The sequence below is a fragment of the Neptuniibacter sp. QD37_6 genome (assembly GCF_047778085.1).
GTDB lineage: Bacteria > Pseudomonadota > Gammaproteobacteria > Pseudomonadales > Balneatricaceae > Neptuniibacter.
Map to the genome: position 1 here is coordinate 1,586,885 of NZ_CP180550.1, position 23,416 is coordinate 1,610,300.

The following is a 23,416-nucleotide window of genomic DNA, read 5'->3' on the forward strand; positions in this document are numbered from 1 at the left end:
AATAATCAGCATAAAGTTTAACAGTTTTTCTATAAGGGTTTGGCTCTGACAAGTAGTAAAGCTACAATGATGGAGCAATAATTTTTTTGCCGATGTTGTTCTTAGTTGTAAGGAGCCTTAATGGCGGGTAATTTTAAAGGTCGCAGAGGCGGCTACAAAAAAACTCCTAAACTTTCTGGTCGTGGTGTACTGGAAAAGGTTGTCACCGATGGTCCTCATGTTGAGTGGGTTGGCATGCCGCCGTACTACATTCATGTGATCACAGTAGACGGTGAGGAGTACTCTTATATGTCTCCAGATAAAGATCTAGAAATTGAGCTAGGTAAGAAAGTTACCTTCCGTTATAAAGAAACCAGCAAAGGCAATTTTGTTGATAAGCGTTCCTTAGGTGTTGTGATCGATCCAAGTGAACTAGGTTATTAAACCATTCTAAGATTTTTCAAAAGCAGCCAATAGGCTGCTTTTTTTGTTTAAGTCATTTAAATTATTTTGAACGTCTTTTGACCATTGCTGTCTTTAAATGTATATTAAATACATCTATATGAGTCTGGGTTGAGACATGTTGAGTAATAACAGAGTAGAGTTAATCCTCGTAGAAAAGCGTTATCTAACACCTCGCTCGATTGAATTAACTTACAAGGGCGAAGATCCGATTCGTTATATCCCCGGTCAATTCTTTTCGATTGAGTTCACCTACCAAGGGCAGACAAAGGCGAGAAGTTACAGTGTGGCAAATGGGGATTGTCCAACAGCCGATAATCAGTTGCTGACATTTGTTATTACGTTGGTGCCTGATGGTGCTGCTAGTGAATACTTCAAAGCTGATGAGATAGGCAGTAAAGTTGCGGTTAATGGGCCTTTTGGCAACTTGATCTTACCCAAAGCCTCACCTAAAAGATTTATCTTTATTGCCACAGGTGCGGGAGTGACGCCGTTCAGATCTATGTTGCCGGAGCTTCGAAAGCGCATTGCTGAACATCCTGAATTAGAAGTGATTTTCATACAAGGTGTGAGAAATAGAGAAGAATTACTCTATGCAGATGAGTTCTTGGAATTTACGCGGTTAACTACTAATGCTAAGTTTCTAGCCTGCTATAGTCGTGAGGAAAATATTGATTTGTCTGTTAACGAACAGATTGGCTATGTGTCTAATTGTTATGCCGATTTGGATGCTAATCCTGAGAATGATGTGGTTTATCTATGTGGTCACCCGGACATGATTGACCAAGCTGTAAAGCACTTTGATCAGCAGGGATTTAAGCCTGATAACCTTAAGCGTGAGAAGTACCAGTTCTCGCTACTTTGAAGGGCTTTTGCATTGAATAGCTAATGTGCGTCGTCTAGAGCACGGTAAAACGGAAGTTATGTACTATTCTGATTAAAGTGGTAAATCAGAGAGGGATGATCATGCTTCAAGAATTTCGGCATATTCGTTTACAAACGACGACTGATATTGATTACATTATATCGCCAGAAAAAACAGCCGCTCCTGCGAATTTATATAGTCCAGCATTTGAAGTATTCACCGACTTTACTGAAGTAAAACCTATTACAGTTCCAGAATCTTTGCCAATCCAGGAAGCGCTTGAATACATGAAGAGCCAGCATGTTCGGCTGCTCTTTGTTTTGGATAACCAAGATAATTTTACCGGCATTATTACGGCGTCAGATGCAGCAGGTCGAAAAGTGATGGCTTTCATGCAACGTGATGGGGTCAGTCGAGATCAGGTTCAAGTACGACATATTATGTTGAGTAAACTGAACATGAATGCGCTTACCTACGAGCAACTTAAAGATGCGCGGGTAGGGGACATCATGTTGACCCTTAAAGGTTCGGGAGATCAGCATGTAGTGGTGATTGATGAAAGTTCAGCTGGAGTCCTGAGAATTAGAGGGATAATCTCGGCAAGTGATATCTCAAGGCGCCTGAAAATTGGCTTTGATGTGATGTACGAATCTAAAAGCTTTGCGGAAATAGAACGGGTGATTCGTAGTGGTGAAGGGGCTTAGTTTTAAAGCATAAATCTAATGCTGGACTTGGAATTCTATTACTGACTATACTTCGCGCCTTTACTGTACTAGGCACTGCTAGAGTACTTTGTCTAACCCAATTGTGTGGTGCAATGGCGCATGATTTTACCAAACCAATTTAGTCCCGATGTTCCTAATAAATTAGAAGCATTAACTCAGACTAAACCTACACCTTTTTTAGCTTTAGACCTTTCAGTTATCGAAACTCGTTTTGCTGAATTGAGTAAGGGGTTTCCTAAAGCTGATGTGTATTACGCAGTAAAAGCAAACCCCGCTAATGAGGTGATTGAGCTATTAGTGAAAGAGGGGGCTAGCTTTGATATCGCTTCCCCGCAGGAGTTAGATAAAGTACTGCAATTTGATGTTGCGCCAGAGCGTATAAGCTACGGAAATACGATTAAGAAGTGCTCTGCAATTAAATACTTCTATGATCACGGTGTACGCCTGTTTGCGACCGACTCTGAGGCCGATCTACGCAATATAGCGGAGTATGCGCCAGGTTCAGATATCTATATCCGTGTGCTCACTGATGGCTCAGAAGGTGCTGATTGGCCTTTGTCACGTAAGTTTGGCTGTAACCCAGAAATGGCAATTGAGCTTGCTGTATTGGCTCGAGATTTGGGTTTAAACCCTTATGGGGTTTCCTTCCATGTGGGTTCTCAACAGCGTGATATCGATGTTTGGGATGGTGCGATTGCTAAGGTCAAAGTGATCTTTGAGCGTTTGGTTGAAGAGCATGGCATCCGTTTGCAAATGATTAATATGGGCGGTGGTTTTCCTGCGACCTATTTACAGAAGACCAATGAATTTGAAACCTATGCGGAAGAGATTACGCGCTTTCTAAAAGAAGATTTTGGTGAAGAGCTACCAAGAATTATCCTTGAGCCTGGCCGCTCGTTGGTTGGCGATGCTGGAATCATCGTATCAGAAGTGGTGTTGATCTCTCGAAAATCTTCTACAGCGTTGGAACGTTGGGTCTATACCGATGTAGGGATGTTTAACGGTTTGATTGAAACTTTGGGTGAGGCGATTAAATATCCGCTATCTACTTCAAAGTCAGGGCCTGAAGAGGAGGTGATTCTTGCCGGCCCTACCTGTGATAGTCTAGATATCATGTATGAGCAGCATAAATATGAGTTGCCGCTATCTCTAGAGATCGGTGATCATATCTATTGGTTCTCTACCGGTGCTTACACCACCAGTTATAGCTCGATCGAGTTTAACGGTTTCCCCCCTCTGGATTACTATATTTTGTAATCTTGGTCGCAGTATTTCGGTACTGCGACTAAAAATATCCTTTTTGAATCAAGCTTCTGCGCATAAAAACTTCAAAACAGGTTGTTCATCCTGCCTCAAACAGCTATCTTTTTGGTATGCCAATTTTTATCGTCTGGTTGAGTGGAGAGTAGTGGATGTCGGATAAACAGATTCAAGCTCGCTATGGTGCTGTTCTGGAAGCAACAGCGGATGTAGTGATGGTACTTGAACCAACAGGTTTGATCATGGCGTGTTCTGCAGGTGACGCAGGTTGGTTGGATGCCGATGCGATCATGGGACGTAAACTCGAAGATATTTTCCCTGCTGATATTAGCGGTAATATTACTGCTGCTGGGGTTAAGTCTATTGAGAAGAATACAGCGATTAAGACTTACATTCAGTTAAGACCTGAACACGTACCTGTGTTGAAAGACCAAGGTTTAAGTGAAACAAAATGGATGGAACTTCGGTGTTCGGCTGCTGGTAATGAGGTTGTAGCGGTTTTTCGAGATATCTCTGCTCAGAGAAGGCTTGAGAGGCAAGTTACCAATCAGGCTCAACGTGATCCTTTAACGGGTGCTTATAACCGCCGAGCTCTGAGACCTGTATTAGAGCAGGCTATCGCACAAGCTCAGCGATATGACTGGGTCTGTAGTCTAATGGTTATTGATGTTGATAATTTTAGCGACCTGAACGATAAATATTCTTGGGATTGTGGTGATCAGGTACTTCAACAGTTAGTTACCTCTATTCATGGGATGAAACGTACTTCAGACTTCCTAGCGCGTTATGGTGACGATCAGTTTGTGATGTTTATGCCGGAAACCAACCATGAACAAGGAATGGCAGCAGGTAATCGCGTACGTAAGTTGATGGAAGAGATGGAAATCCCGTACGCAGCTGGTGATGTTAAATTTACAGTAAGTGTTGGTGTTTCTGCACTAGATGGTCTGGAAGATGATCCAGATAACATGCTTAGACGCGCCAACGAGAACCTATTCGTAGCTAAGCAAAGCGGTTGTAACCGTGTTGAAGGTGAAGGATAACCATAGTCCGCTTTCTTTTAAAAAGGGAGCTATTCAGCTCCCTTTTTCTTTTTCTGTGAATCTTAGAAAATTTTGAGTAAACAATGAAATATATTCCGTTGGAAGAGTACACCAAGGCTTGGATCTTTCGTCACAGGGACTTGCCTGTTTCTGAAGAAGATCTTGCGCAGATCAATCCTTTGACGGAAAGTCGTGCGGAGCAGATTTGGTCAGAGCATGTGAGTCGAGGCTGTTCTCATCCAGAACACTTCGGAGAGGGTGATTGGGCAGCCAAAGATAAAAACTGGTCAGAGAAAGATTTTTGGCAGAGTGCATGGGATTCCCAATCTAATGAGATGCCTGAGCTGCTGTCGACTCATCTAGCTGAATGGGATGACAACATCACTGTGTATTTCTGTTATCAAAGTGATCACATCATTGAGACAAAGTGGGGCGTATTCCGTCGGAATTGGAAGAACTTTCTTTTTTTCGACAATGGGCCTGTATTACTGGGCCGAAAACGCAAACAGGTTGCTCAATTCTTCGACAATGGTAGCTATCGCCTAGGTATTCGTACCTAATTCATTTAACTTCGAATATGAGGAGTGCGATCTTTGTGGATCGTGCTTCTAACCCTTCTAATCCAAATAAATTTTTTCGACTGGCCGTGCCTAGAGTATGGTTTTTTTTGTGCGCGTTTATTTGTTATGAGACTAATAAGTAATTATTGCTCACTAGAACTCGTCATTCTGACGCATAATCTAAATGGAAATCAACTGCAATATTGTTTAGTGAATGTTCAGTATCTATAGATAAATATGCAAAATATATTTTAAAAAAAGTCGTATTTTAATTAAAAATCTAAAAGAATGCGATGTAATAAATTTGTAATTTGATTTGGCTTAAGGTTTGTTTGCTTTTACAAATCTTTGTTTGAATTTTATATCTCTATATGTCAAAAATAAGCTCTTTATATGTCTACTTATCACTGCTTTATTCCTTACAAAATGTAAGCAATAAGAGGTCGGTAGTAGTACTAAAGTTCTGATTTTGTAAGATATATCAGACTGATTTAGTACAGTATTAGAGAATTTTAAATCAGCTGAAAGGCAAAGAATTCAATGAGTCTAAGGCTTTAGTCCATGAAAAATTGACCTAAGTGTGAAAAACACCCTAGATACTATATTTTTTGGTACTTCTTCCATTTTGGAATACGCTTATCATTAACATATGGTTTGGGGAATCTATGTTTTTAGGAGTCATAGGTTAGTTTATATTTTTACCCCTTTTGTTTGAATTTATGTAATTTGGTCATACCTTTTGGGTGTTTATCTTTAAAAGAAATTATCTCCCCTAAAGGTATCAGGACTCACTTTTCAACGGAGTGTTTTAGTGCAAGATATGGAAAGCCTGATTCTACAGCTAAAACAACAGCCAGCACTTCAAGAGAAAACAGTGTTAGCTATTGAATGCACATGGGATAGGCTGTTACAGGAACTGGATGAGTTACTATGTCAGCTTGGTTTTACTTCCTTCACGTACTCAGTGCTGACGCGTCAGCATATTGAAGGTTTGTCTGACCATCAGAAGCAGCGGTGGGAAAATGGTTTTGATATTGTCGGTTCCCTGCCGGATGCTGTAGTAAAAGCTTATTATCAGGATATTGCTCAAGCAGATCCTTTATGGAAACAACTTCCGGAAGCACGTTCGCCGCTAGTGGTTAAGAGTACAGATGGTGGTGTTGGCTCGCAGGTCGAATCGTTTTGGAAACAGAATAATATATCGTCTCGTGTTTATGTGCCTATGGCAGGCGTTAGTGATAATTATTGGTTTCATTATTTTGGCCTTTTTCATAGTCTGCCAGCAGATGAGTTCCAAGAGTTTTTCGATTCGGTCAAGGAGTGGTTAGTACCGATTTTGGCTCGATATCATTCATTACTGCAGGTCGTGTGTGAGAAAGAGCAAAACCCTTTCCTTAAGCAGGAACTGTTATCGCATACCTGTCGTCAGATTATTCAGATGACAGCTGAAGGTATGGCCGTAAAAAGAATTGCTGATAAGCTAGCATTAACTGAGGAAGGGATTACATATCATATTACTCGAGCTAAGCGCGTGTTTGGTGCGCGTAATAAAACTCAGCTCGTTGCTATTTTGTATGAAGTAGGGCTTTTGTAACCATAAGCTATCAATCAAGGTTGATAGCTTATGCGTTTACCGAAGCTTGGACTCTCGTTTTCGTATTCTGAGGCTTGATTTTGGCTCTCGACTGCAACCTGATCGGCAGGCTTGCCGCTAAAGTCTCCACCACTGACGATTTCCCACTCGTTGTCATACCTGTGTAAGTAGGCGTAACAGCAACAGCATTTATACAACTCACTACCTTTCAATTCACTAATCTTCTTCAGTGCAGAGTGAGGTTTGTGATGCAATACAAGGCTGTAACATAGCGTACATGCCTTTTCCATTAGCTTGATCCTCCATGATAAGGCTATCAATAGTTACAAATTAGCACAGGGATTTGGATTTGAAGTTAAGAAAAATTCCTATTTTCTAGTCATGATGTAATTTCTTTGCAGGACAGATAGCCAGAACTAGCAGCATTTTGGTGCAATCGGTATGATTGGTTTATCTAAGTGTTTACTTATTGTTGGGCCTTAAGCAAGGTTCCCAAATCCTAATCAGGGTGATGGTTTATTGCAGTATTAAGTTAGTTTGCAGATTAAATACATCCCCTCAAAATAGAGAATTCTCTGTATGCAAATTGCTGAAAATCTAGTTGGCTACATTCACTACACACTGAAAAACGAAGAGGGTAACGTTCTAGACTCTTCGCAAGGCCAAGAGCCATTACCATTCGTTTGTGGTGCAAACAATATTGTTCCAGGTTTGGAAAAAGCGCTAATTGGAAAAACTGTGGGTGATAAGCTTGATGTGGTTGTGTCACCTGAAGAGGGTTATGGTGATGTGCGTGAAGAACTAGTACAGAAAGTTGATCGAGCTAACTTCGAAGGTATTGATGATATTCAAGTTGGTATGCAATTTATGGCAGAAGCGCCTTGGGGGCAGCAGCCAGTAACGGTTATGGCTATTGAGAAAGATGGTGTCATTCTGGATGGTAATCATCCTCTTGCGGGACAAACACTGACTTTTAATGTCGAAGTGACTAATGTTCGTGAAGCGACTGAAGAAGAGCTATCGCATGGTCACGTACACGAAGGTGGTGAAAGCTGCTGTGATAGTGGTGATTCTTGCTGTAACTAATATGTTCGGTCTTTAGGTTCTAAAAGCCCGGTTTATACCGGGCTTTTTTGTGTCTATCTAATTTCTCTAGGCTTCGTAATACCTGATCTTTGACTATTATTAATCTAAATGTTTCGGTGTTACGTACAATGATTAACTGTACTTAAATTATCCGTAAGCATGGTTCTGGAGGTTTTTTATGAACATAGAGCAGATGGGTATGCTAAAGCAGCAGGCACGAATTAAGGGTGTTAATTTTATCGAGTCTGGGTGTGGTCCTATGGTTATCGAGGTGGAATTCGACGATCATGATCATTTACAGAAAGAGTTGATAAAAGATCAGGAAGGAAAAGTTGTTACCTGTCACAATGTAAAAGAAGGTTACGATATCTGCCTTAAAGCAGGTATCCATGAGGCAAACCTTGTGCAGATTGAGACTCATGATGAAGCGTGTCGTTCTGATTTTGCGGATTATCATCAAGATTCAATCCCGCTTAAATTTTAACAGCAAGATAAGATAAGCCCGTGCAGGAGCTAAACCAAACTGGCATAGTAATTACTCAGGGATATGGAGTTAGTTGTTGATGCGCGAAAAGCTAGATCAAATTGTTGAGGCTGTTGGCCAAGTTTTATATGGGAAGGAAGTTCAAATCAGGCAGGCGCTAACCTGTCTGATTACAGGGGGGCATCTGTTAATTGAAGATCTGCCCGGTATGGGAAAAACGACTTTATCCCATGCTTTGGCTAAAGTGCTTGGGCTTGATTACCAAAGAATTCAATTTACTAGTGATATGTTGCCCGCTGATATATTGGGGGCATCAATTTTTGATTCTGCTAATGGTCAGTTTGTTTTCCACAAAGGGCCTGTTTTTTCCCAGCTTTTATTAGCAGATGAGATCAATCGCACAACGCCAAAAACGCAAAGTGCACTGCTGGAGGCAATGGAGGAGAGGCAGGTTACGGTTGAGGGGTATAGTTATGAATTACCGCAACCTTTCTTTGTCATTGCTACCCAAAACCCCATTTCCCAATACGGTACTTTTCCACTTCCTGAATCTCAATTAGATCGTTTTTTAATGCGCATCCATCTTGGCTACCCTTCATTAGAAGCTGAAAGGGAGCTTTTGTTGGGTGGTGATGCTCGTAAGAAGATCCCCGACCTTCAAGAGCAGCTCGAACTTAATGAACTTGATCAGATTCGTGATGAGTGTGCTCAGGTTTCTGTATCAGGTAGTGTGCTGGACTATATACAGAGGCTGGTTAAGTACAGTCGAGAGTCAACAGAGTTTGAATATGGTATATCTCCGCGTGGCAGTTTGGCGTTACTAAATACCGCTAAAACCTGGGCCTATATTAGTGGCAGAGAGTATGTGATTCCTGAAGATATACAATCTTTGCTAGGACCTGTATTTGCGCATCGCTTACGTTCATCAGAAGATTATATGGATCAGAGTGGTGCTGCGCTGGTTCGTAAATTACTGAGTGAGGTTGACGTGGTTGGCTGAGAAATTAGGTGGTCGGTTTCAAGCATGGGTTGATAAAGTTGTCAGTGCAAGGCGGCCTAAAGGTCATTCCATTCTTTTAAATCAAAAACGTATCTATATCTTTCCAACCGCTTCGGGTTGGAGCTTTCTCTTTCTTTGCGTTCTGTTGTTCTTTATTGCTACTAATTATCAGAACAACCTTATCCATGCAGTAGCTTATATGTTGGTAGGACTTGGAGTGCTAACCATACATTTTACTTTTTTAAACCTATCTGGTTTGAGGATTACTGCACTTAAAGGTAAGAACTGCTTTGCTGGTGATTCTACCTACCTTTCGGTGCTTCTTGAATCTGAACAGGAACGGAACTATGAAAGTATACAGCTCAATTGGAAGGAGCAGCCTGAAGAGACTATTCATTTAGAGAAGGAACATGAGTGTGAAGTAGAGCTTAATCTGTCTACTCATACGCGAGGGCGTTTGAAGCCGGGTCCATTAAAGATAGAAACCAACTATCCATTTGGTTTGCTAAGGGCTTGGAGTTGGATTGAGCTAGATTTAGATATTGTTGTTTTCCCAAAACCTCAAAAAGGTCCAAGACCTGACCTGAATAGTGGTGATCAAGACAGCCAATCCGGTGATAAAAGGGCGGGTGATGATTTCTTTGGTTTGGAAGAATATCAGCCCGGACAGTCCACTAAGCATATTGCTTGGAAGCAGTTTGCTCAGGGGCGAGGCTTGTTGGTTAAACGCTATGTTGGCCAGCAAAGCAGACAGGTTTGGTTGAATTGGGAGTCTTGGTCAGATCTGCCTATGGAGCACAGATTGAGTGTGATCTGCTACTGGGCGATCCAATTAGAGCATCAAGGAATCGATTTTGGTTTGATGTTACCCAATAAAAGAATCGAACCGTCATCGGGCCCTGATCATTTAGAGAGGGTGTTAACGTTATTGGCTGTATTTGGAGGGGCGAATGGCGACACTGGCCATGCATAACCAACAGCTGAGCCGTACAGCATTGTTATGGCAACTGATTAGTGTGTTTGTGGTTGTTCTACCGCACATCAGTCACCTACCAGTTTGGGTGCCAGGTATTGTTCTCTTCACTTTAAGCTGGCGAGTTATGGTCTTTGTTGGTCGTTGGTCTTTCCCTGCCAAATGGTTTAAATCTGTTTTGGTCTTTGTTGCAGGTTTATCTGTTCTGCTCAGTTACCAAGAGGGAGGGGGGATTAGCTCTACAGTATCGTTATTAGTTGTTGCCTTCTCATTAAAACTATTGGAAATCTACAAGCGGCGTGACGCTTTGATTGTTCTCTATGTGGCATATCTTATCGCCGCATCTATTTTTCTTTTCACGCAAACGATATGGATGGCAATTTATACATTATTCTGTTTGTTGGTGATAAGTACTGCTTTGCAAGCGATACATATTCATCGTGCGGTGCCATTTTATCTGCCGTTTAAACGAACCTGCTTGATGTTTATACCAGTGTTTCCATTAATGATCGTTTTATTTATGGGTATGCCGAGAATAGATCCACTCTGGCAGATTAGTTTTGATAAAAGTGTGGCTAAAACCGGTTTGTCTGACACTATGGCCCCAGGCAATATCACACGATTGACTCGCTCTGCCGAGGTGGCTTTTAGGGCGGCATTTGAAGGAATAAAACCACCGCAATCAAGCTTATATTGGCGTGCGATTGTTCTTCATGACTTTGATGGTCGTAGTTGGAGTAACCAAGAAAGTAGTTTGGTAAATCGAGATAAAGCGATTGAATCTGAGCGTTCAGGTGCAAAGATAAGTTACGAACTTATACTTGAGCCGACTCAGGCCACTTATGTTCCAGCGCTCGATTATGTTCATGAAAGCCCAAGGGAATTAGAATTTCGTGCTGGTCGAGTATTAGAAACACGTCGCCCATTGATTCAGCGGAAACAATTTTCTTTAGATGCACGGCCTGCTTTGTCTATAGGTTCTGAACGAAGCTATCAGAGCTTTACTCGAGAACTTTATCTGCCAGAAGGCAATTCTGAGACAATGGAATTGGCTCGACAATGGTGGCGAGAAACCGGTACAGAAGAGGCGTTTATTCAGCGAATACTTCAATTTTTCAATAAGAATTTTACCTACACACTCTCTCCGCCACCATTGGGGGTGGATACAGTGGATGATTTTCTTTTCAAAACACAAAGGGGGTTCTGTGGCCATTACTCAACTGCTACGGCATTTATGCTTCGTTCGGTGGGTATTCCAGCAAGGATTGTCACTGGCTATCAAGGCGGAGAGTGGAATCATTATGAAAATTATCTATTAGTAAGGCAGTATGATGCTCATGCTTGGGTGGAAGCATGGCTTCCGAATAAGGGTTGGGTGCGGATTGATCCAACAGCAGCAGTCTCGCCCGATCGAATTGAAGAGGCTTCTAGCGAAGTTTTCTCAAGAGAACCAGAGTTCTTAAATGAGAGCCCTGTGCAAAGCTTAGGAATTAAGGGCGATGGTTTTTTATCAGAATTAAGATTGAGAATTGAAGGGTTTAATTATGCTTGGCAACGTTGGGTTTTACACTACCACCATCGCCAGATAGACCTTCTTCGTGATCTGTTAGGCGAAGTTACGGCATGGCGATTAGTTCTGTTTCTATTGATTCCGTTTGCTGTAGTGATAACAATCACTATGTTTTTTATGGTGCGTTCTAGTGCCGCTCCTCCTAAGGATCCTTTTGACTCGAATATTACTCGTTTATCTAATGGTCTGAAGTCAAATGGGTTGCAGAGATCTAAAGGAGAAACTGTAGGGGATTACTGTGCAAGATTAGCTAACGTACGTCCTGATCTGGAAGATATTTGTCGGCAGATCTCGCTGCAATATGAGTGTGTAAAATATGCAGTTAAAGATGATGGTCCGTCTGTTGCAGAATTTTCAAAATCTGTAGATCAGTGCTTAGTGTCATTCAGATGAATTAAAGATCGATCATCGTTAATCTTTTTCTTAACAGCGGCAGTGTTTCTGTTTCAAACCATGGGTTTTTCTTCAACCAAATCTGATTTCTAGGTGAGGGATGAGGTAAAGGTAATAAATGGGTAGGGGCTTTGTCTGCGTTTTTAACGCGCTCGGTTAGAGTTTTGTAATCTGCTAAGGCTTCAATCTGCTTTAGGTAATAACGCTGAGCATAGTGTCCGATTAAAAGAGTTAATTGGATGGAAGGCATCTCATTCAATAGGAGCTCGTACCAAGTAGGGGCGCATTCGAACCTCGGTGGGTTATCACCTGATTGTCCTTTACCTGGATAGCAAAAACCCATAGACATGATTGCAATTTTGTTAGCATCGTAAAAAGTTTCTTTGTCTAATCTTAGCCATTCTCGTAATCTATCACCGCTGGGGTCGTCCCAAGGGATGCCTGACTGATGAACTTTGCTACCTGGGGCTTGGCCGATAATTAGAAGCTTGGAATCAGCAGAAGCTTGAGCTACTGGGCGAGGCCCTAAAAGGAGTGCTTTTTCACAGAGTCTACAGTTTCTTACCAGATCGAGAAGTTGGATCAATTTTATACCCCAGTTTGCAATAAAGTATTTAGCATCTTTCCTTAACAAACAGTCGTGCCCTAATGAATGAAACTATAGAGCAGTACAAAATAATTAGAAGTGCACGCAGAAAAACTGCAGCTATTCAGGTAGATGAATACGGGGTATCAATTCGTGTTCCGCTATGGGTAACTGATCAGTGGATAGAAGATTGGGTTGCTAAAAAACAGGTTTGGATCTCTCATCAACAGGCAGTTATGTCACAAAACCTAAAGATGTTTTGTTTGAAAACGGAAAAGGGTGCTCCGTTTCCATTCTTAGGTAATGAATATTTTCTTGATTGGTGTGACGGAAAGCGCTGGGATGTAGTATTGGAAGGTGACAAGCTATTAGTGATTGTGGGAAAACGTCGATCTAGTAGGAAGAGTGATTCAGAGCGCGTTGAGACTTATTTAAAAAAATGGTTCAAAGAGCAGGCAGAAAAACTTATTTCTGAGCGAATTTTGTATTGGGCTCAAAAGAAAGGTGTTCAATATAATTCATTGAAATTTAAAGATTTTAAGCGAAGATGGGGCAGCTGCTCTGCACGAGGCGAAATAACCTTTAACTGGCGACTAGTATTTGCAGATAAAAATGTTATAGATTATGTGGTTATTCATGAGTTATCACACCTGACTCATCTAAATCACAGCCCTGAATTTTGGGCGCTAGTTGAGAAGTACTGTCCAGATTGGAAAGTTATGCGTTCCTACCTACAAACCAAAAATGCATGGGTACTTTGGTAGCTGTTTGTTTGAATTGATGGAAGGTTGTGTTATTTTTGAAGCGTTTTCATAGTGTTAACAAATAATGCATAGCTATTTAAATAGTCTAAGCTGTTTGGAAAATGAGTTTTAGCACTATTCGCCAATTGAGATGGCACAGGCAGCTATAAAAATAATGAGAGCAAAAATGAGCCTATACAAGAGTATCGAGAAATCCTTATTCAATACATTAACTAAGAAGATCTTAGGTAATGTTTTATTCTTACTTTTACCCCACATCGTTTTATTGATCATTGGTTATTACCATTTTGAGAAGCTTGAGCACGGTCTCTCAGGAGTTGAGGCTTCTGCTGTGCCTGTAGAGCTAATTCAGTCTCATTTGGACTCTTTTAGCTTTTATGGTGCGCTTACGGTTGGATTTGCTCTTATTACAGGTATTGGCACCATATTCTTTATGCGCCATCTATTCCTGCGTCCAATAAATGAAATGACTGATATTTTGAAGGCAATTAAAGATAAGGATGGGGATATTTCTGCAACTCTACCTGAGTATACTCACGATGAGATCTCTGAGATGGCAGAAAGTTACAATGGTTTCTCATCTAGCCTTAAGGCAATGATTGCTGAAAGTCGTCGTCGTAGTGTGAGCGTTGCGCTTAGCTCGACCCGCTTGCAAAAGGTTCTCATTGAAGCCCAAGGTTCTGCCTCCGAACAAGAGGAACAGGCGCAGAAAGTTTTCCAATCATCTCAAGAAGCAACTCAGGCCATTGATAATATTGCAGGTAGCACCCTTGAGATATCGGAGCGAAATACGCGCAACCTTGAAGAGATTCGTACTTCAAGTAACGAACTAGGGCGTGTACAAAATCAGGTTGAAGCGATTAGGAAGCAGGTGACTGATTTCCAAGAAACAGTTCATCAGCTTGAGATTAATTCCCGTAATATCACAGAGATCCTTGGTATGGTTAAGGATTTCTCAGATCAAACTAACTTATTGGCACTTAACGCGTCGATTGAAGCTGCTCGAGCAGGTGAAGCTGGTCGCGGATTCTCGGTAGTAGCTGATGAAGTACGTAACTTATCTCAGAAAGTAAGTACAGCTACTAGTGAGATTGATCAGAACATAAGTCAGATGTCTTCATTAGTAGGTAGTACGCGAAACAGTGCTTCGACAATTCTGGAGTATGTTGGCTCTACAGAAGAGTTTATTGGTAGCACCAACGATCAGTTCCATGGGCTAGTAAGCGATTTTGAAGAGTTAAACAGTCAGCTAAGTAGTATAAGTGCAGCAATTGATGAGCTGGCTTATACAAACCGTGAATCACACAATCATGTATCCGAAATTACCAATATTTCTACATCGATGCATGGAGAAATAGAGCAATCTCGTCGTTTTTCTGAAGAGCTTGAGCACTCTACTGAAGAAACACAGGAACTGCTGTCTCGCTTTATCATTGGTTACGGTGGTTTTGAGGGTATGATTCAAACCGGTCGCCAGTGGAGCCAGCAGGTTCAAGATGCACTGGAAGAGCTAAGCAATCGCGGTTGTAACATGTTTGATACTAACTACGTGCGCACAAACGATGGCCAGATGCCGGAGAAATACGATACCAGCTATGCTGATCAATATGAGGCGATGATGCGTCCGCTGTTTGATGGCTTTATTAATCAGCGTTCTGAGTTTATCTATGCCATTGCAGTCGATCGTAATGGTTACGCTGCAGCTCACCATACCAAAGTTTCGGAGCGCATTACGGGTAATTTTGAGGTAGATAACTTGAAGAGCCGTAACCGTCGAATCTTTGCAGGTAACCGCGCAGAAGTTCGCCGAGCATCTTCTACAGCTCCATTCCTGCTGCAGACCTTTATCCGTGATACAGGAGAAATCTTGAATGACCTATCGATTCCTCTGTATATCAATGGTCAGCATTGGGGGGCTTTGATAATGGGCTTTGCGCCAGAAAACTTGCTTGATGATAAAGGCTAAGTTATCAGAGACATAAAAAAACGCGGTAAATACCGCGTTTTTTTATGTCTACTTTTGCTTCTTACATGTCGTACTCTGTAACAAGCTGTTCCACGAGCTGTTTTACTGTGTCGTAAGAAAGGGGCTTACTGCAGATAGCAGAAACGCCAGCGCTTTGTACGGCGGCTAATCGACTCTCGTTTTGCTCACTTGTCACCATCAAAATAGGAACCGTTGGTTGTTCGCTATGGCTTCTAATATGCTCTACGAGCTCTTTTCCGTCGACATTTGGCATATTGTAGTCAGTAATGATCAAATCATACCGGCTGCCGTTAGAGATAAACTCAAGAGCTTCAGAGCCATCTTTTGCAGTATCGACTGAATGAATAGATAGAGAATCCAGCATTTGCTTGATGTAGTTGCGGGATAACTTGCTGTCATCAACAATTAATACCCTGAGCGCATCGTATTCTTCTCTATCACTGTCCCCTTCAAAGTCTGTTATGTAATCTAGCGTACTTCTAAGTGCCATTCCCATCTCTTCTCGGCTAAACGGCTTTGGCAGAATAGCAATCGCACCCGCTTGGCGAATAGGTTCGAGATAGCGGTAATGAGTTTCAGAAGAGATTAAGAGGAAGGTGATATGTTCTAAAGCACCTAATCCGCGCATTTGTGTTACAAGGTCTGTACCAGTCATATCTGGTAGATGCATGGACGAAAGAACCAAATCGGGCGGGGAAGAAAGCATGTGCTCAAGGGCCGGTTTGGCTTCGGAAAATTCTTCTACATGGTTTATACCGAAACTGTTTAGATGGCCAATGATAATGTTGCGCTGAACCTTAGATGGCTCAATTACAGTGACATATATACTACTTAATTCCATATCCTAATCCATTGACAGGTAACTTAGCGGACGTCGCTAAGGGAGGGTATTTACCTAAAGTTTAGATCATGACAGAGATAACCCTAACAGAAAAGTGGTGAATAGTTCTTTCTACCATTAAAACTACAAGTTTTTGAATGCTCGATCTTGAAAGGGCGGGCTGTTTATACAAATAACTATTTATTATAAGTAGAATTTTGTTTCTTTGTTTGAATTTTAGTCAACTTGAATGACTGTTAATTAATAATTGAACTTATTAATTTTCTTTATGAATGATTTTGTCACAAAATAGGTAACTTTGATTGTGTTTTGGTTAAATTCTAGGTACATGAGTTTGATGAACTTGGAAGTGTAAAGCTGTGTAGGCTGTTAATGTAACCAGCTGAAATTAAAGGTTAAATATTCTGATATTATCTAAGGTCACGTTCCAGTACTGTTTCAAATCCTCGGAGTATTAAAGGCGAGTTCTTTTTTGCTATTGATTTATCGATATTCGTCCAAAATTGATGTGTGAATGCTGCTTGATCTAAATCAGCAAATGCTTATGTTTTGATGTTGTTTGTATAGGTAGAGGCGTAGCATAGGAAAAGAGAGGTAAACGAAGCTCAGTAGTATCAGTTTTTTATCTCATGTGTTCCAAGCAAAAAAAGGTCAGAATAATGTGCCCAAATGGAAACGCCGATCTAACTAAGAGTTTGATTCTTAATGCTGCAATTCGCATCATCAGTGAAGATGGATTACAAGCGCTAACGGCGGGCAGGTTAATAGCAGAGGCAGGGGTTAGCAAAGGTGGGCTCTATCATCACTTTCGCACAATGGCGGAAGTAGAAATTGAGGTGCTCCAGTTACTTTCCAGTAAGTTGCTCCTATCATTGCAAAGTTACCAAGCTCCGAAAACGAAAGAAGAGTTTTTAGATCGTTTAGAGGCAGAATTTTTTGATTGCTTGATTACCCATGATGAGACAGCGCGAGCGTTGTTCGGATATGTTTCATCGACTACTTTTAATCAGCAGATTCGAGTGTTATTGCGTCAATTGCAAGATGATATTTCTTTGCAGCGGTTACATGTACTTCAGAAATTGTGTAGTGGGTACTCAACAGCATCATTGCAGAATGCAGTTCAGATGATTGCTACCATTCAAGCTGGTTTAATGATGCGCTTTTATGTTTCGGAGGACTTAGTTAGTGTTAGGAATTATTGGCGCACCTGTCGATCCTCACTTGAGGAATTGTTAGAAATTAAAGAACAAACAGATAAACGTTGGGAGGTCGTTCAGGCTCCGCCGACGCCAGTTTCTTCTATCTGTTCCTAGTTAAGAATAGTGACCTTGTAGTGATTTCTACAAGGTCAATTACATCAATTTATTGATTTGAAAGTTGCTCAGTTATTTGCTCTTTCAAAGTTGCAACAAACCTGTCACTGTCTTTAAGCGCTTTGATCTCAATCTTGTCTTCATCAGTTTTAAGGTAAAGAGTGATGATCTGCACCATGTTCTCTTTGTGTTGGTTAATCTCTTCGATCTCGCGAAAAGTTACGCGCTTCTCTGTCTCTTCAGAAGGCACTTTGAACAAAATGGATTTAGGCGCGATCTCTACAGACATATTTTTCATTTGTTCTTTGGTTTGCTCTAGGTGGTGTTTGTACCAGCTAGCTAGGATCAAGCCTATACCGAGTGGAGCAAGAAGATAGATCTTGGAAAGATTCATCATCATTAGCATCAGCGCTGCGCCAACAAACCCTAATTGACAGTTTGTTAGTAGTGATAACTTTTTCTCAAAGAATTCTTTGTCCCAGTGATATATAGAATCAGATTTGTCCACGCTTATACCTCTCAATAATCAGGCATGAGTCTCGCTTTAAAGGTGATTATTTGCAAGCGTGAAAAGCAGGACAAAAGTCGTGTAAGTTGATCGGCATTATCAAATGCTCTGCGGAAATTTGTTCGTAATTCAAACTGCTTATACCAGATGTAATGATTACTGAGTGTCATGATATAAGTTAATAGGCTTCGATGTTTTTATGGTGCATGGCTTAAGTGGATAGTCAGCCTACAAATATCAGCTTTAATTTTAACTCCAGTGCATTTAAACAGATTGAGTTTAGCGTTCTGTAACGACTTGAATACAATCGTATGGCCCTATTCCAAAGCTACCTATAAAATATTAGGACTAATTGTAGAGGCTGTTGAATGAAAAAGTTAATTATTGGTTTCGTTTCCGCTATTTTATGTATGCCTGTTTTCGCAGCGGACCCATATTGGGAAGAGGGAAAAACTGATCAAAGCTATGAAATTGATGTCTACCATAGCCCGACCTGTGGTTGCTGCAAGGGTTGGATTACTCACTTAGAGCAACACAATTTCAAAGTAAATAGCATAGAAATGCATGATGTTTCACCGATCAAACAACGACTGGGTGTGCCTGCTCAAGGTGCGTCTTGTCATACAGGTGTAGTAAATGGCTTGGTGGTTGAAGGTCATGTGCCAGCGCAAGATATTAAAAAGTTATTGGCTGATAATTCCGATAATATCCGTTTGTTGACTGTGCCAGGCATGCCATCAGGTGGCCCGGGTATGGATATGGAAGGTGCTCGAAAGGACGATTTTGAAGTCTATGCAGTTTCAGAGAAAAACGAAGTTAGCGTTTATTCGGAATATGCGGATTACTAAATCCAGTATTGAATATAAAAAGGCGAACCATAGTGTTCGCCTTTTTTGTTTTTAGATGAAATCGAAATTACTTCCGAATACCTTCGATGTGAAGTTCTAGGTATACAGTTTCAGCTGCAGGGCCTAGCTGGTAGTTCATGCCAAAATCTTTAGGTTGGATCTCTGTAGTGCCTTCGAAGCCTGCGCGGTAGTCGCCCCAAGGGTCTTTGCCTTCGCCTACTTTTTTCACGTCTATAAAGATCTCTTTGCTTGTTCCGTAAAGTGTCAGTATGCCTTTCATTACGCCGCTGCCATCTTCATTTGGTGTGTATGAAGAGCTAACAAAAGACGCTTTAGGGTGCTTAGCTACGTCTAGATATTCATCACCACGGATATGCTTATCACGTTCAGCGTGGTTAGAGTCAAACGAATTAACATCAATATCAACATTTACTTTAGATGCAGCTGGGTTAGCAGCATCGTAGCTGAATTCACCCGAGAATGTGTTGAAACGGCCAGTTAACCAGCTAGTACCCAAGTGGCTGATGCGGAATTGGATAGATGCGTGTGCACCTTTTGTATCAATAACGTAATCTGCAGCATAAAGAGGTGACGTAGTGATTAGAGAGGCTAGCGCCAACCCTTTAATAAATTTAGATTTCATCAATGTTCCTCGCGTAGCGCTAGCATGCGCTTTAATGTTAAGTCTTTATCTATGTAATGGTGCTTTATTGCAGCGAAAGCATGTAATGCTGCTAGCACGATAAGTGTTGTTGCTATCAAAAAGTGAATCTCACCTGCAATATCCTCCTGCTGTTCCATTGCGAAGGGTAGTGCTGGAATACTAAACCAGGTAAAAACTTCTATAGCTCGACCGTCAGCGGTAGAAATCAGGTAGCCTGAGAACAAGGTAAGTAGAAGCAAAAATTCGAGCAATACATGTGCAGCTTTTGCTGCAATTGCCATCTTCTTTGGTTGTGGCAGTGCTTTTGGCGAGCGGTTGAATAAACGCCACAAGATGCGTGTAATCAACAAGCCTGCTAGCAGGATGCCGATACTCTTATGCCAGATCGGCACCGTCCGGTATTCGGGATCGTAATAGCTCAAGCTTTCAATATATAAACCGAGGGGATAAAGGCCAATAACCGATAATGCAATGAACCAATGAAGTAGGACTGGGCCCCAGCCATAGCTGTCATTATCATTCAAAATTTTTCGGTTAAATGGCATCTACTTCAGTCCTCAAATTATCTTGGCTATGCAACCACAAATAACATCGTGCTGCAGTGAAGTTTACGAATCTTTACAAGTTGTTAGCGTCACCTTTTGGATTTGCTTTTCAAACTTTAATGGCTAATCATAAATGCGTCTAATGCATATTTTATATTTCGGTTATTCGTTTAATGAATTTACGTTCGGTCGATCTAAATCTCCTCGTTGTGTTACAAGCGTTGTTAGCTGAGCGCCATGTTTCTAAAGCAGCTGAACGCTTGCAGATGAGCCAACCAGCTGTGAGTAGAGCGTTACAGCGATTGCGTCAAACACTTGATGATCCTTTCTTAGTTAGAATTGGAAATGGGTACGACCTTAGTGCGCGTGCTGTTGATCTGGAAAAGCAGTTAAAGCCTCTTTTGCAAGATGTTGCTTCGATTATGCAGCCGGAGGAATTTAATCCAGAGCTAGCCGAGGGTGTGGTTAAGTTAACAGGCTTGGATTTAGAGTTGATTCTACTGATGCCAGATGTGGTAAGAATGCTGCGTGAAAAGGCACCGAAATTACGGGTAGAGATTGTTTCTCAGCAACCAGAGCATTTTGAATATCTCGCAAGAGGGGAAGTGCACTTTACAATCACTGGGCTATCTCCTGATTCTGGGCAGGATCAATTTAGACGCTTTCCGATTGCGCGAACAGGTCATGTTTGTGTGATGGATCAAAGCAACCCTTTAGCGAGCCAAAGATCTATCAGTCTGAATGATTACGCGCAGGCTTCCCATGGGCTTGTTTCGATTACAGGGAAGGGCCCAGGCATGATGGATATCGAATTAGAAAGGTTCGGTTTGGATCGTAGTGTAATGTTAAGGCTTGCAAGCTTTATGTCGGTTGCTGAGTTTGGTCAGGGGTCCGATCTGATTTTTACACTGCCCGAAGTAATGGCCCAGCATTTGGTAAAAAGCAGCAGCTTGGTGATTAAGCCGCTGCCTGTTGAATTTGATCTACCCGAGGTGGTGCTATACCTCTATTGGCATGAACGCTTCCATCAAGATCCAATGTGCCGCTGGGTCAGATCTCAGCTGTTATCAATTTTTCAGCCTGATTTATAAATGAGAGCCTGACATAAGCTGCATAGTCTCGTTACTCCAGCTCAAGGCATCATAATATGCTTCTGAATAAACTTCTTGGATATGCGGTGGAAGTTTAAAGGCGGATTGTCCAATCATGTATAAGTTTACCGCTTGAAGTAATTGTCCTGCTGGGCCTTCGTAACTAGTGACTGCTTCGACGATCTCATCGGATACAGATAGCTGCTCAAGCAATGAATTTTGTTCTATTTCTAGTAGTGCATCCAGCATAGAGATAACGCCGGTTATAAAGGCGAGTTCAGAGTCGATCTCTTCTGTATGATAAGCGACGCATTCGCACATCCTTGCGGTAATCAGGATCTGACGGATCAGTTCACTTGGTTTGTCATCATTACTCGATAGCGCGAGTAGGGTGGCCCACTTGTTAATTTCATTCATGCCTAAGGCAATAATCGCCTGACTTAAACTCTCGATTTTGTTAGGCAGGTTGTATTGTGCCGAATTAACAATGCGTAGTAGTTTAAACGTCAATTGTGGATCACGGGATGAAATATCAGCCAACACTGCAGGAGTAACATCTTGATCTTGAAGAGCTGCTAATAGATGAATAACGATAGCCTGATTTGAAGTTAACTTTTTGCCTTCAACCAGTGTAGGTCTAGAAAGGAATGTGCCTTGGAATAGCCTAAACCCTAAGGCATGGCAGCGCTCATACTCATCATGGGTTTCAACATTCTCAGCTAGAGATACAACTTTGAAAGGGCGCATGCTTTCCAGGTGGGCAACAATAGCTTTATCACTATGTTTACGAATATCTACTCTCACCATATGTGCGAGTTTAAGTAGTTCATCGTAGTCGCTGCTATAAGTGAAATCGTCGAGAACTAGACGGTAGCCGGCATCCACATATTTCTTTAAAGAGCCAATTAGTTCAGGCGTGATATTGGGTTGTTGTCTAACATCCAGTACTAAGTTATGTCGCGATAAGCTTGGTAAGCTTTCTGTACGAATAAAGCCTTCAGTAACATTGAGAAAGGCTGGTAAGGATTTTAATTTCCCCGAATCATAGATGCTGGTGAAATTATTGATTAGGACATTACAGGATTCTTGGTCGCCTTTTAAAAACTTGGCTACAGCTTCTCCATGCTCAGATTGATACAAGAGTTCGTAGGCCACGACGTTGAGTTCGCGGTCAAAAATAGGTTGTCGGGCGAGTCCTAGCTGATTTAAATGTTCTTCCATGTCCATTTATCCTGTTGTTCATTCATACAATAAACTGTGTACCGTTTAACTCTAACAGTAGAGCCACTATAAAAGCCATGGCATTAAGAAGCGCTTAATCAATCAATCAGTGTTTATATCATTTGTCGTTTAAGTATAGGTTAGATCCTGCTTAAGGGGGCTAGGGGTGGAGAGGAATAGCATGAACTTTAACGAAACCTGTTGAGCTTGATCTAGGGGCGAATATGAATTTTATATGGGTATCCAAATTAAGTGGTTGGAACTCTGTTTAGCATTACGCTTCTCTAACTCTAATTATCTGGTTGGAATTAATGATGGGTTCTGAGCACTGACATAGTGGATTTTATTGAATATGCGGGAGGAGTGTTCATATATAATGGATGAACGGGTGATCATCAAGAGGTCAGCTTACGACACAGAGTAGACATTTTTATTTTTCATAACCTGACAATAAAATACAATCATGTTAAGTATTAAGTCTATGGGATATAGCTTGAAGGGATCACATGAAAAGGATTTATCTGGAAGCAAAAAGTTCTGCTTCAAATTGCGATGTAGTTGGCTTTCCTGAAAAAGTAGAAGCCTATAGAGATTCAACTTACTCGCTGACCCTTGAAATAGAAGAAAGTAAGTGCCGTGTAGTTGGAGGGTTCAACATATACATAAACGATAAATTGTTTCCTATGAAAGTCATCGATAACGTGCCGTTTCTAAACCATATTTTAACTATTTGGATAAAACCTAACATCCCATCTCAAGGGTTGGTCATCACAGCAGAAGCCCCTTTCTGCTCAAACTGCACTATACATGGGTATTTTTCTGGCAGAAGAATCTTTGTTGCTAGGGCTAAAGGAATATCATGGAAACGTAAGCTGAATTTCTCAGGAAAGGATGAGATAGATAATCTCTTAGGGAAAAACTTCACATCCTTTCTAGCTCTGTTTTGCTGGTCGCTTATATACAATTAAACTTGACCTGACAGTACTTTGAATGTCCGCTTCTGGCACAAAGCAGAAGCACCACAACCCAGTTCAAAGAAGATCTATACGGCACC

The 23,416-nt window shown here is 41.4% G+C and carries 25 protein-coding genes; 18 read left to right on the top strand and 7 right to left on the bottom strand.

Annotated features, from left to right (window positions below; genetic code table 11):
* The first annotated feature begins 120 nt into the window (after positions 1-120).
* The 7 genes from ACMXYO_RS07425 to ACMXYO_RS07455 all read left to right on the top strand — a co-directional run bounded on the left by ACMXYO_RS07425 (position 121) and on the right by ACMXYO_RS07455 (position 6,488).
* Positions 121-423, top strand: a complete 303-nt coding sequence (locus tag ACMXYO_RS07425) for a hypothetical protein (protein WP_415881500.1) — start codon at positions 121-123, stop codon at positions 421-423.
* Positions 424-559: 136 nt separating this feature from the next.
* Entirely contained in the window at positions 560-1,306 is a 747-nt protein-coding gene (locus ACMXYO_RS07430; RefSeq protein ID WP_415887868.1) for an FAD-binding oxidoreductase, read from the top strand.
* Positions 1,307-1,407: 101 nt separating this feature from the next.
* Positions 1,408-2,010 carry a CBS domain-containing protein gene (locus ACMXYO_RS07435; RefSeq protein ID WP_415887869.1) on the top strand — a complete coding sequence of 201 codons (603 nt, stop codon included), beginning with the start codon at positions 1,408-1,410 and terminating at the stop codon, positions 2,008-2,010.
* Positions 2,011-2,130: 120 nt separating this feature from the next.
* Positions 2,131-3,288: a type III PLP-dependent enzyme gene (locus tag ACMXYO_RS07440; RefSeq protein ID WP_415881497.1), complete on the top strand. Its 1,158-nt coding sequence runs from the start codon at positions 2,131-2,133 to the stop codon at positions 3,286-3,288.
* Positions 3,289-3,443: 155 nt separating this feature from the next.
* Positions 3,444-4,334, top strand: coding sequence for a diguanylate cyclase (locus ACMXYO_RS07445; RefSeq protein WP_415887870.1), 891 nt, complete (start codon positions 3,444-3,446; stop codon positions 4,332-4,334).
* Between the two features lie 83 nt (positions 4,335-4,417).
* A complete protein-coding gene (locus ACMXYO_RS07450; RefSeq protein ID WP_415887871.1) occupies positions 4,418-4,894 on the top strand; it encodes a DUF2947 domain-containing protein in 477 nt (158 codons plus the stop codon).
* A gap of 820 nt (positions 4,895-5,714) precedes the next feature.
* A complete protein-coding gene (locus ACMXYO_RS07455; RefSeq protein ID WP_415888082.1) occupies positions 5,715-6,488 on the top strand; it encodes a helix-turn-helix domain-containing protein in 774 nt (257 codons plus the stop codon).
* 14 nt (positions 6,489-6,502) lie between these two features.
* Here ACMXYO_RS07455 and ACMXYO_RS07460 read toward each other — a convergent pair whose 3' ends face one another.
* Positions 6,503-6,778: a hypothetical protein gene (locus ACMXYO_RS07460; protein ID WP_415887872.1), complete on the bottom strand. Its 276-nt coding sequence runs from the start codon at positions 6,776-6,778 to the stop codon at positions 6,503-6,505.
* Between the two features lie 289 nt (positions 6,779-7,067).
* Between ACMXYO_RS07460 and ACMXYO_RS07465 the strand changes: the two genes are divergently transcribed.
* The 5 genes from ACMXYO_RS07465 (at position 7,068) to ACMXYO_RS07485 (ending at position 11,994) form a co-directional block, all read left to right on the top strand.
* Positions 7,068-7,574: an FKBP-type peptidyl-prolyl cis-trans isomerase gene (locus ACMXYO_RS07465; protein WP_415887873.1), complete on the top strand. Its 507-nt coding sequence runs from the start codon at positions 7,068-7,070 to the stop codon at positions 7,572-7,574.
* 178 nt (positions 7,575-7,752) lie between these two features.
* Positions 7,753-8,058: a hypothetical protein gene (locus ACMXYO_RS07470; protein WP_415887874.1), complete on the top strand. Its 306-nt coding sequence runs from the start codon at positions 7,753-7,755 to the stop codon at positions 8,056-8,058.
* A 79-nt stretch (positions 8,059-8,137) separates the two neighbouring features.
* Positions 8,138-9,058 (top strand): AAA family ATPase, encoded by a 921-nt coding sequence (locus tag ACMXYO_RS07475; RefSeq protein ID WP_415887875.1) that lies wholly within the window; start codon positions 8,138-8,140, stop codon positions 9,056-9,058.
* Positions 9,051-10,031, top strand: a complete 981-nt coding sequence (locus ACMXYO_RS07480) for a DUF58 domain-containing protein (protein ID WP_415887876.1) — start codon at positions 9,051-9,053, stop codon at positions 10,029-10,031. The genes ACMXYO_RS07475 and ACMXYO_RS07480 overlap by 8 nt, the downstream gene beginning before the upstream one ends.
* Entirely contained in the window at positions 10,009-11,994 is a 1,986-nt protein-coding gene (locus ACMXYO_RS07485) for a transglutaminaseTgpA domain-containing protein (protein WP_415887877.1), read from the top strand. The genes ACMXYO_RS07480 and ACMXYO_RS07485 overlap by 23 nt, the downstream gene beginning before the upstream one ends.
* Position 11,995: 1 nt before the next feature.
* Here the strand turns inward: ACMXYO_RS07485 and ACMXYO_RS07490 are convergent, their stop codons facing one another.
* On the bottom strand, positions 11,996-12,580 hold the full coding sequence (locus tag ACMXYO_RS07490; RefSeq protein ID WP_415887878.1) for a uracil-DNA glycosylase family protein: 585 nt from the start codon (positions 12,578-12,580) through the stop codon (positions 11,996-11,998).
* A gap of 62 nt (positions 12,581-12,642) precedes the next feature.
* On the opposite strand from ACMXYO_RS07490, the gene ACMXYO_RS07495 reads away from it, so the two are divergent.
* Both ACMXYO_RS07495 and ACMXYO_RS07500 read left to right on the top strand, forming a co-directional pair.
* Positions 12,643-13,344: a M48 family metallopeptidase gene (locus tag ACMXYO_RS07495; protein ID WP_415887879.1), complete on the top strand. Its 702-nt coding sequence runs from the start codon at positions 12,643-12,645 to the stop codon at positions 13,342-13,344.
* A gap of 166 nt (positions 13,345-13,510) precedes the next feature.
* Positions 13,511-15,310, top strand: a complete 1,800-nt coding sequence (locus tag ACMXYO_RS07500) for a methyl-accepting chemotaxis protein (protein ID WP_415887880.1) — start codon at positions 13,511-13,513, stop codon at positions 15,308-15,310.
* 61 nt (positions 15,311-15,371) lie between these two features.
* Here the strand turns inward: ACMXYO_RS07500 and ACMXYO_RS07505 are convergent, their stop codons facing one another.
* On the bottom strand, positions 15,372-16,172 hold the full coding sequence (locus tag ACMXYO_RS07505; RefSeq protein ID WP_415887881.1) for a response regulator: 801 nt from the start codon (positions 16,170-16,172) through the stop codon (positions 15,372-15,374).
* Positions 16,173-16,831: 659 nt separating this feature from the next.
* Here ACMXYO_RS07505 and ACMXYO_RS07510 point away from each other — a divergent pair.
* Entirely contained in the window at positions 16,832-17,485 is a 654-nt protein-coding gene (locus tag ACMXYO_RS07510) for a TetR/AcrR family transcriptional regulator (protein WP_415887882.1), read from the top strand.
* Between the two features lie 49 nt (positions 17,486-17,534).
* Here the strand turns inward: ACMXYO_RS07510 and ACMXYO_RS07515 are convergent, their stop codons facing one another.
* Positions 17,535-17,993, bottom strand: a complete 459-nt coding sequence (locus tag ACMXYO_RS07515) for a hypothetical protein (RefSeq protein WP_415887883.1) — start codon at positions 17,991-17,993, stop codon at positions 17,535-17,537.
* A 368-nt stretch (positions 17,994-18,361) separates the two neighbouring features.
* On the opposite strand from ACMXYO_RS07515, the gene ACMXYO_RS07520 reads away from it, so the two are divergent.
* Complete coding sequence (locus ACMXYO_RS07520) at positions 18,362-18,841, top strand: DUF411 domain-containing protein (RefSeq protein ID WP_415887884.1); 480 nt, start codon at positions 18,362-18,364, stop codon at positions 18,839-18,841.
* 67 nt (positions 18,842-18,908) lie between these two features.
* Here ACMXYO_RS07520 and ACMXYO_RS07525 read toward each other — a convergent pair whose 3' ends face one another.
* Both ACMXYO_RS07525 and ACMXYO_RS07530 read right to left on the bottom strand, forming a co-directional pair.
* Positions 18,909-19,484: a YceI family protein gene (locus tag ACMXYO_RS07525; RefSeq protein ID WP_415887885.1), complete on the bottom strand. Its 576-nt coding sequence runs from the start codon at positions 19,482-19,484 to the stop codon at positions 18,909-18,911.
* Positions 19,484-20,050: a cytochrome b gene (locus ACMXYO_RS07530; protein WP_415887886.1), complete on the bottom strand. Its 567-nt coding sequence runs from the start codon at positions 20,048-20,050 to the stop codon at positions 19,484-19,486. The genes ACMXYO_RS07525 and ACMXYO_RS07530 overlap by 1 nt, the downstream gene beginning before the upstream one ends.
* Before the next feature lie 173 nt (positions 20,051-20,223).
* Between ACMXYO_RS07530 and ACMXYO_RS07535 the strand changes: the two genes are divergently transcribed.
* Positions 20,224-21,141 (top strand): LysR family transcriptional regulator, encoded by a 918-nt coding sequence (locus ACMXYO_RS07535; protein ID WP_415887887.1) that lies wholly within the window; start codon positions 20,224-20,226, stop codon positions 21,139-21,141.
* Here the strand turns inward: ACMXYO_RS07535 and ACMXYO_RS07540 are convergent.
* Complete coding sequence (locus ACMXYO_RS07540; protein WP_415887888.1) at positions 21,136-22,362, bottom strand: EAL and HDOD domain-containing protein; 1,227 nt, start codon at positions 22,360-22,362, stop codon at positions 21,136-21,138. The genes ACMXYO_RS07535 and ACMXYO_RS07540 overlap by 6 nt on opposite strands.
* Before the next feature lie 506 nt (positions 22,363-22,868).
* Here ACMXYO_RS07540 and ACMXYO_RS07545 point away from each other — a divergent pair.
* A complete protein-coding gene (locus ACMXYO_RS07545) occupies positions 22,869-23,330 on the top strand; it encodes a hypothetical protein (RefSeq protein ID WP_415887889.1) in 462 nt (153 codons plus the stop codon).
* Positions 23,331-23,416 lie beyond the last annotated feature (86 nt).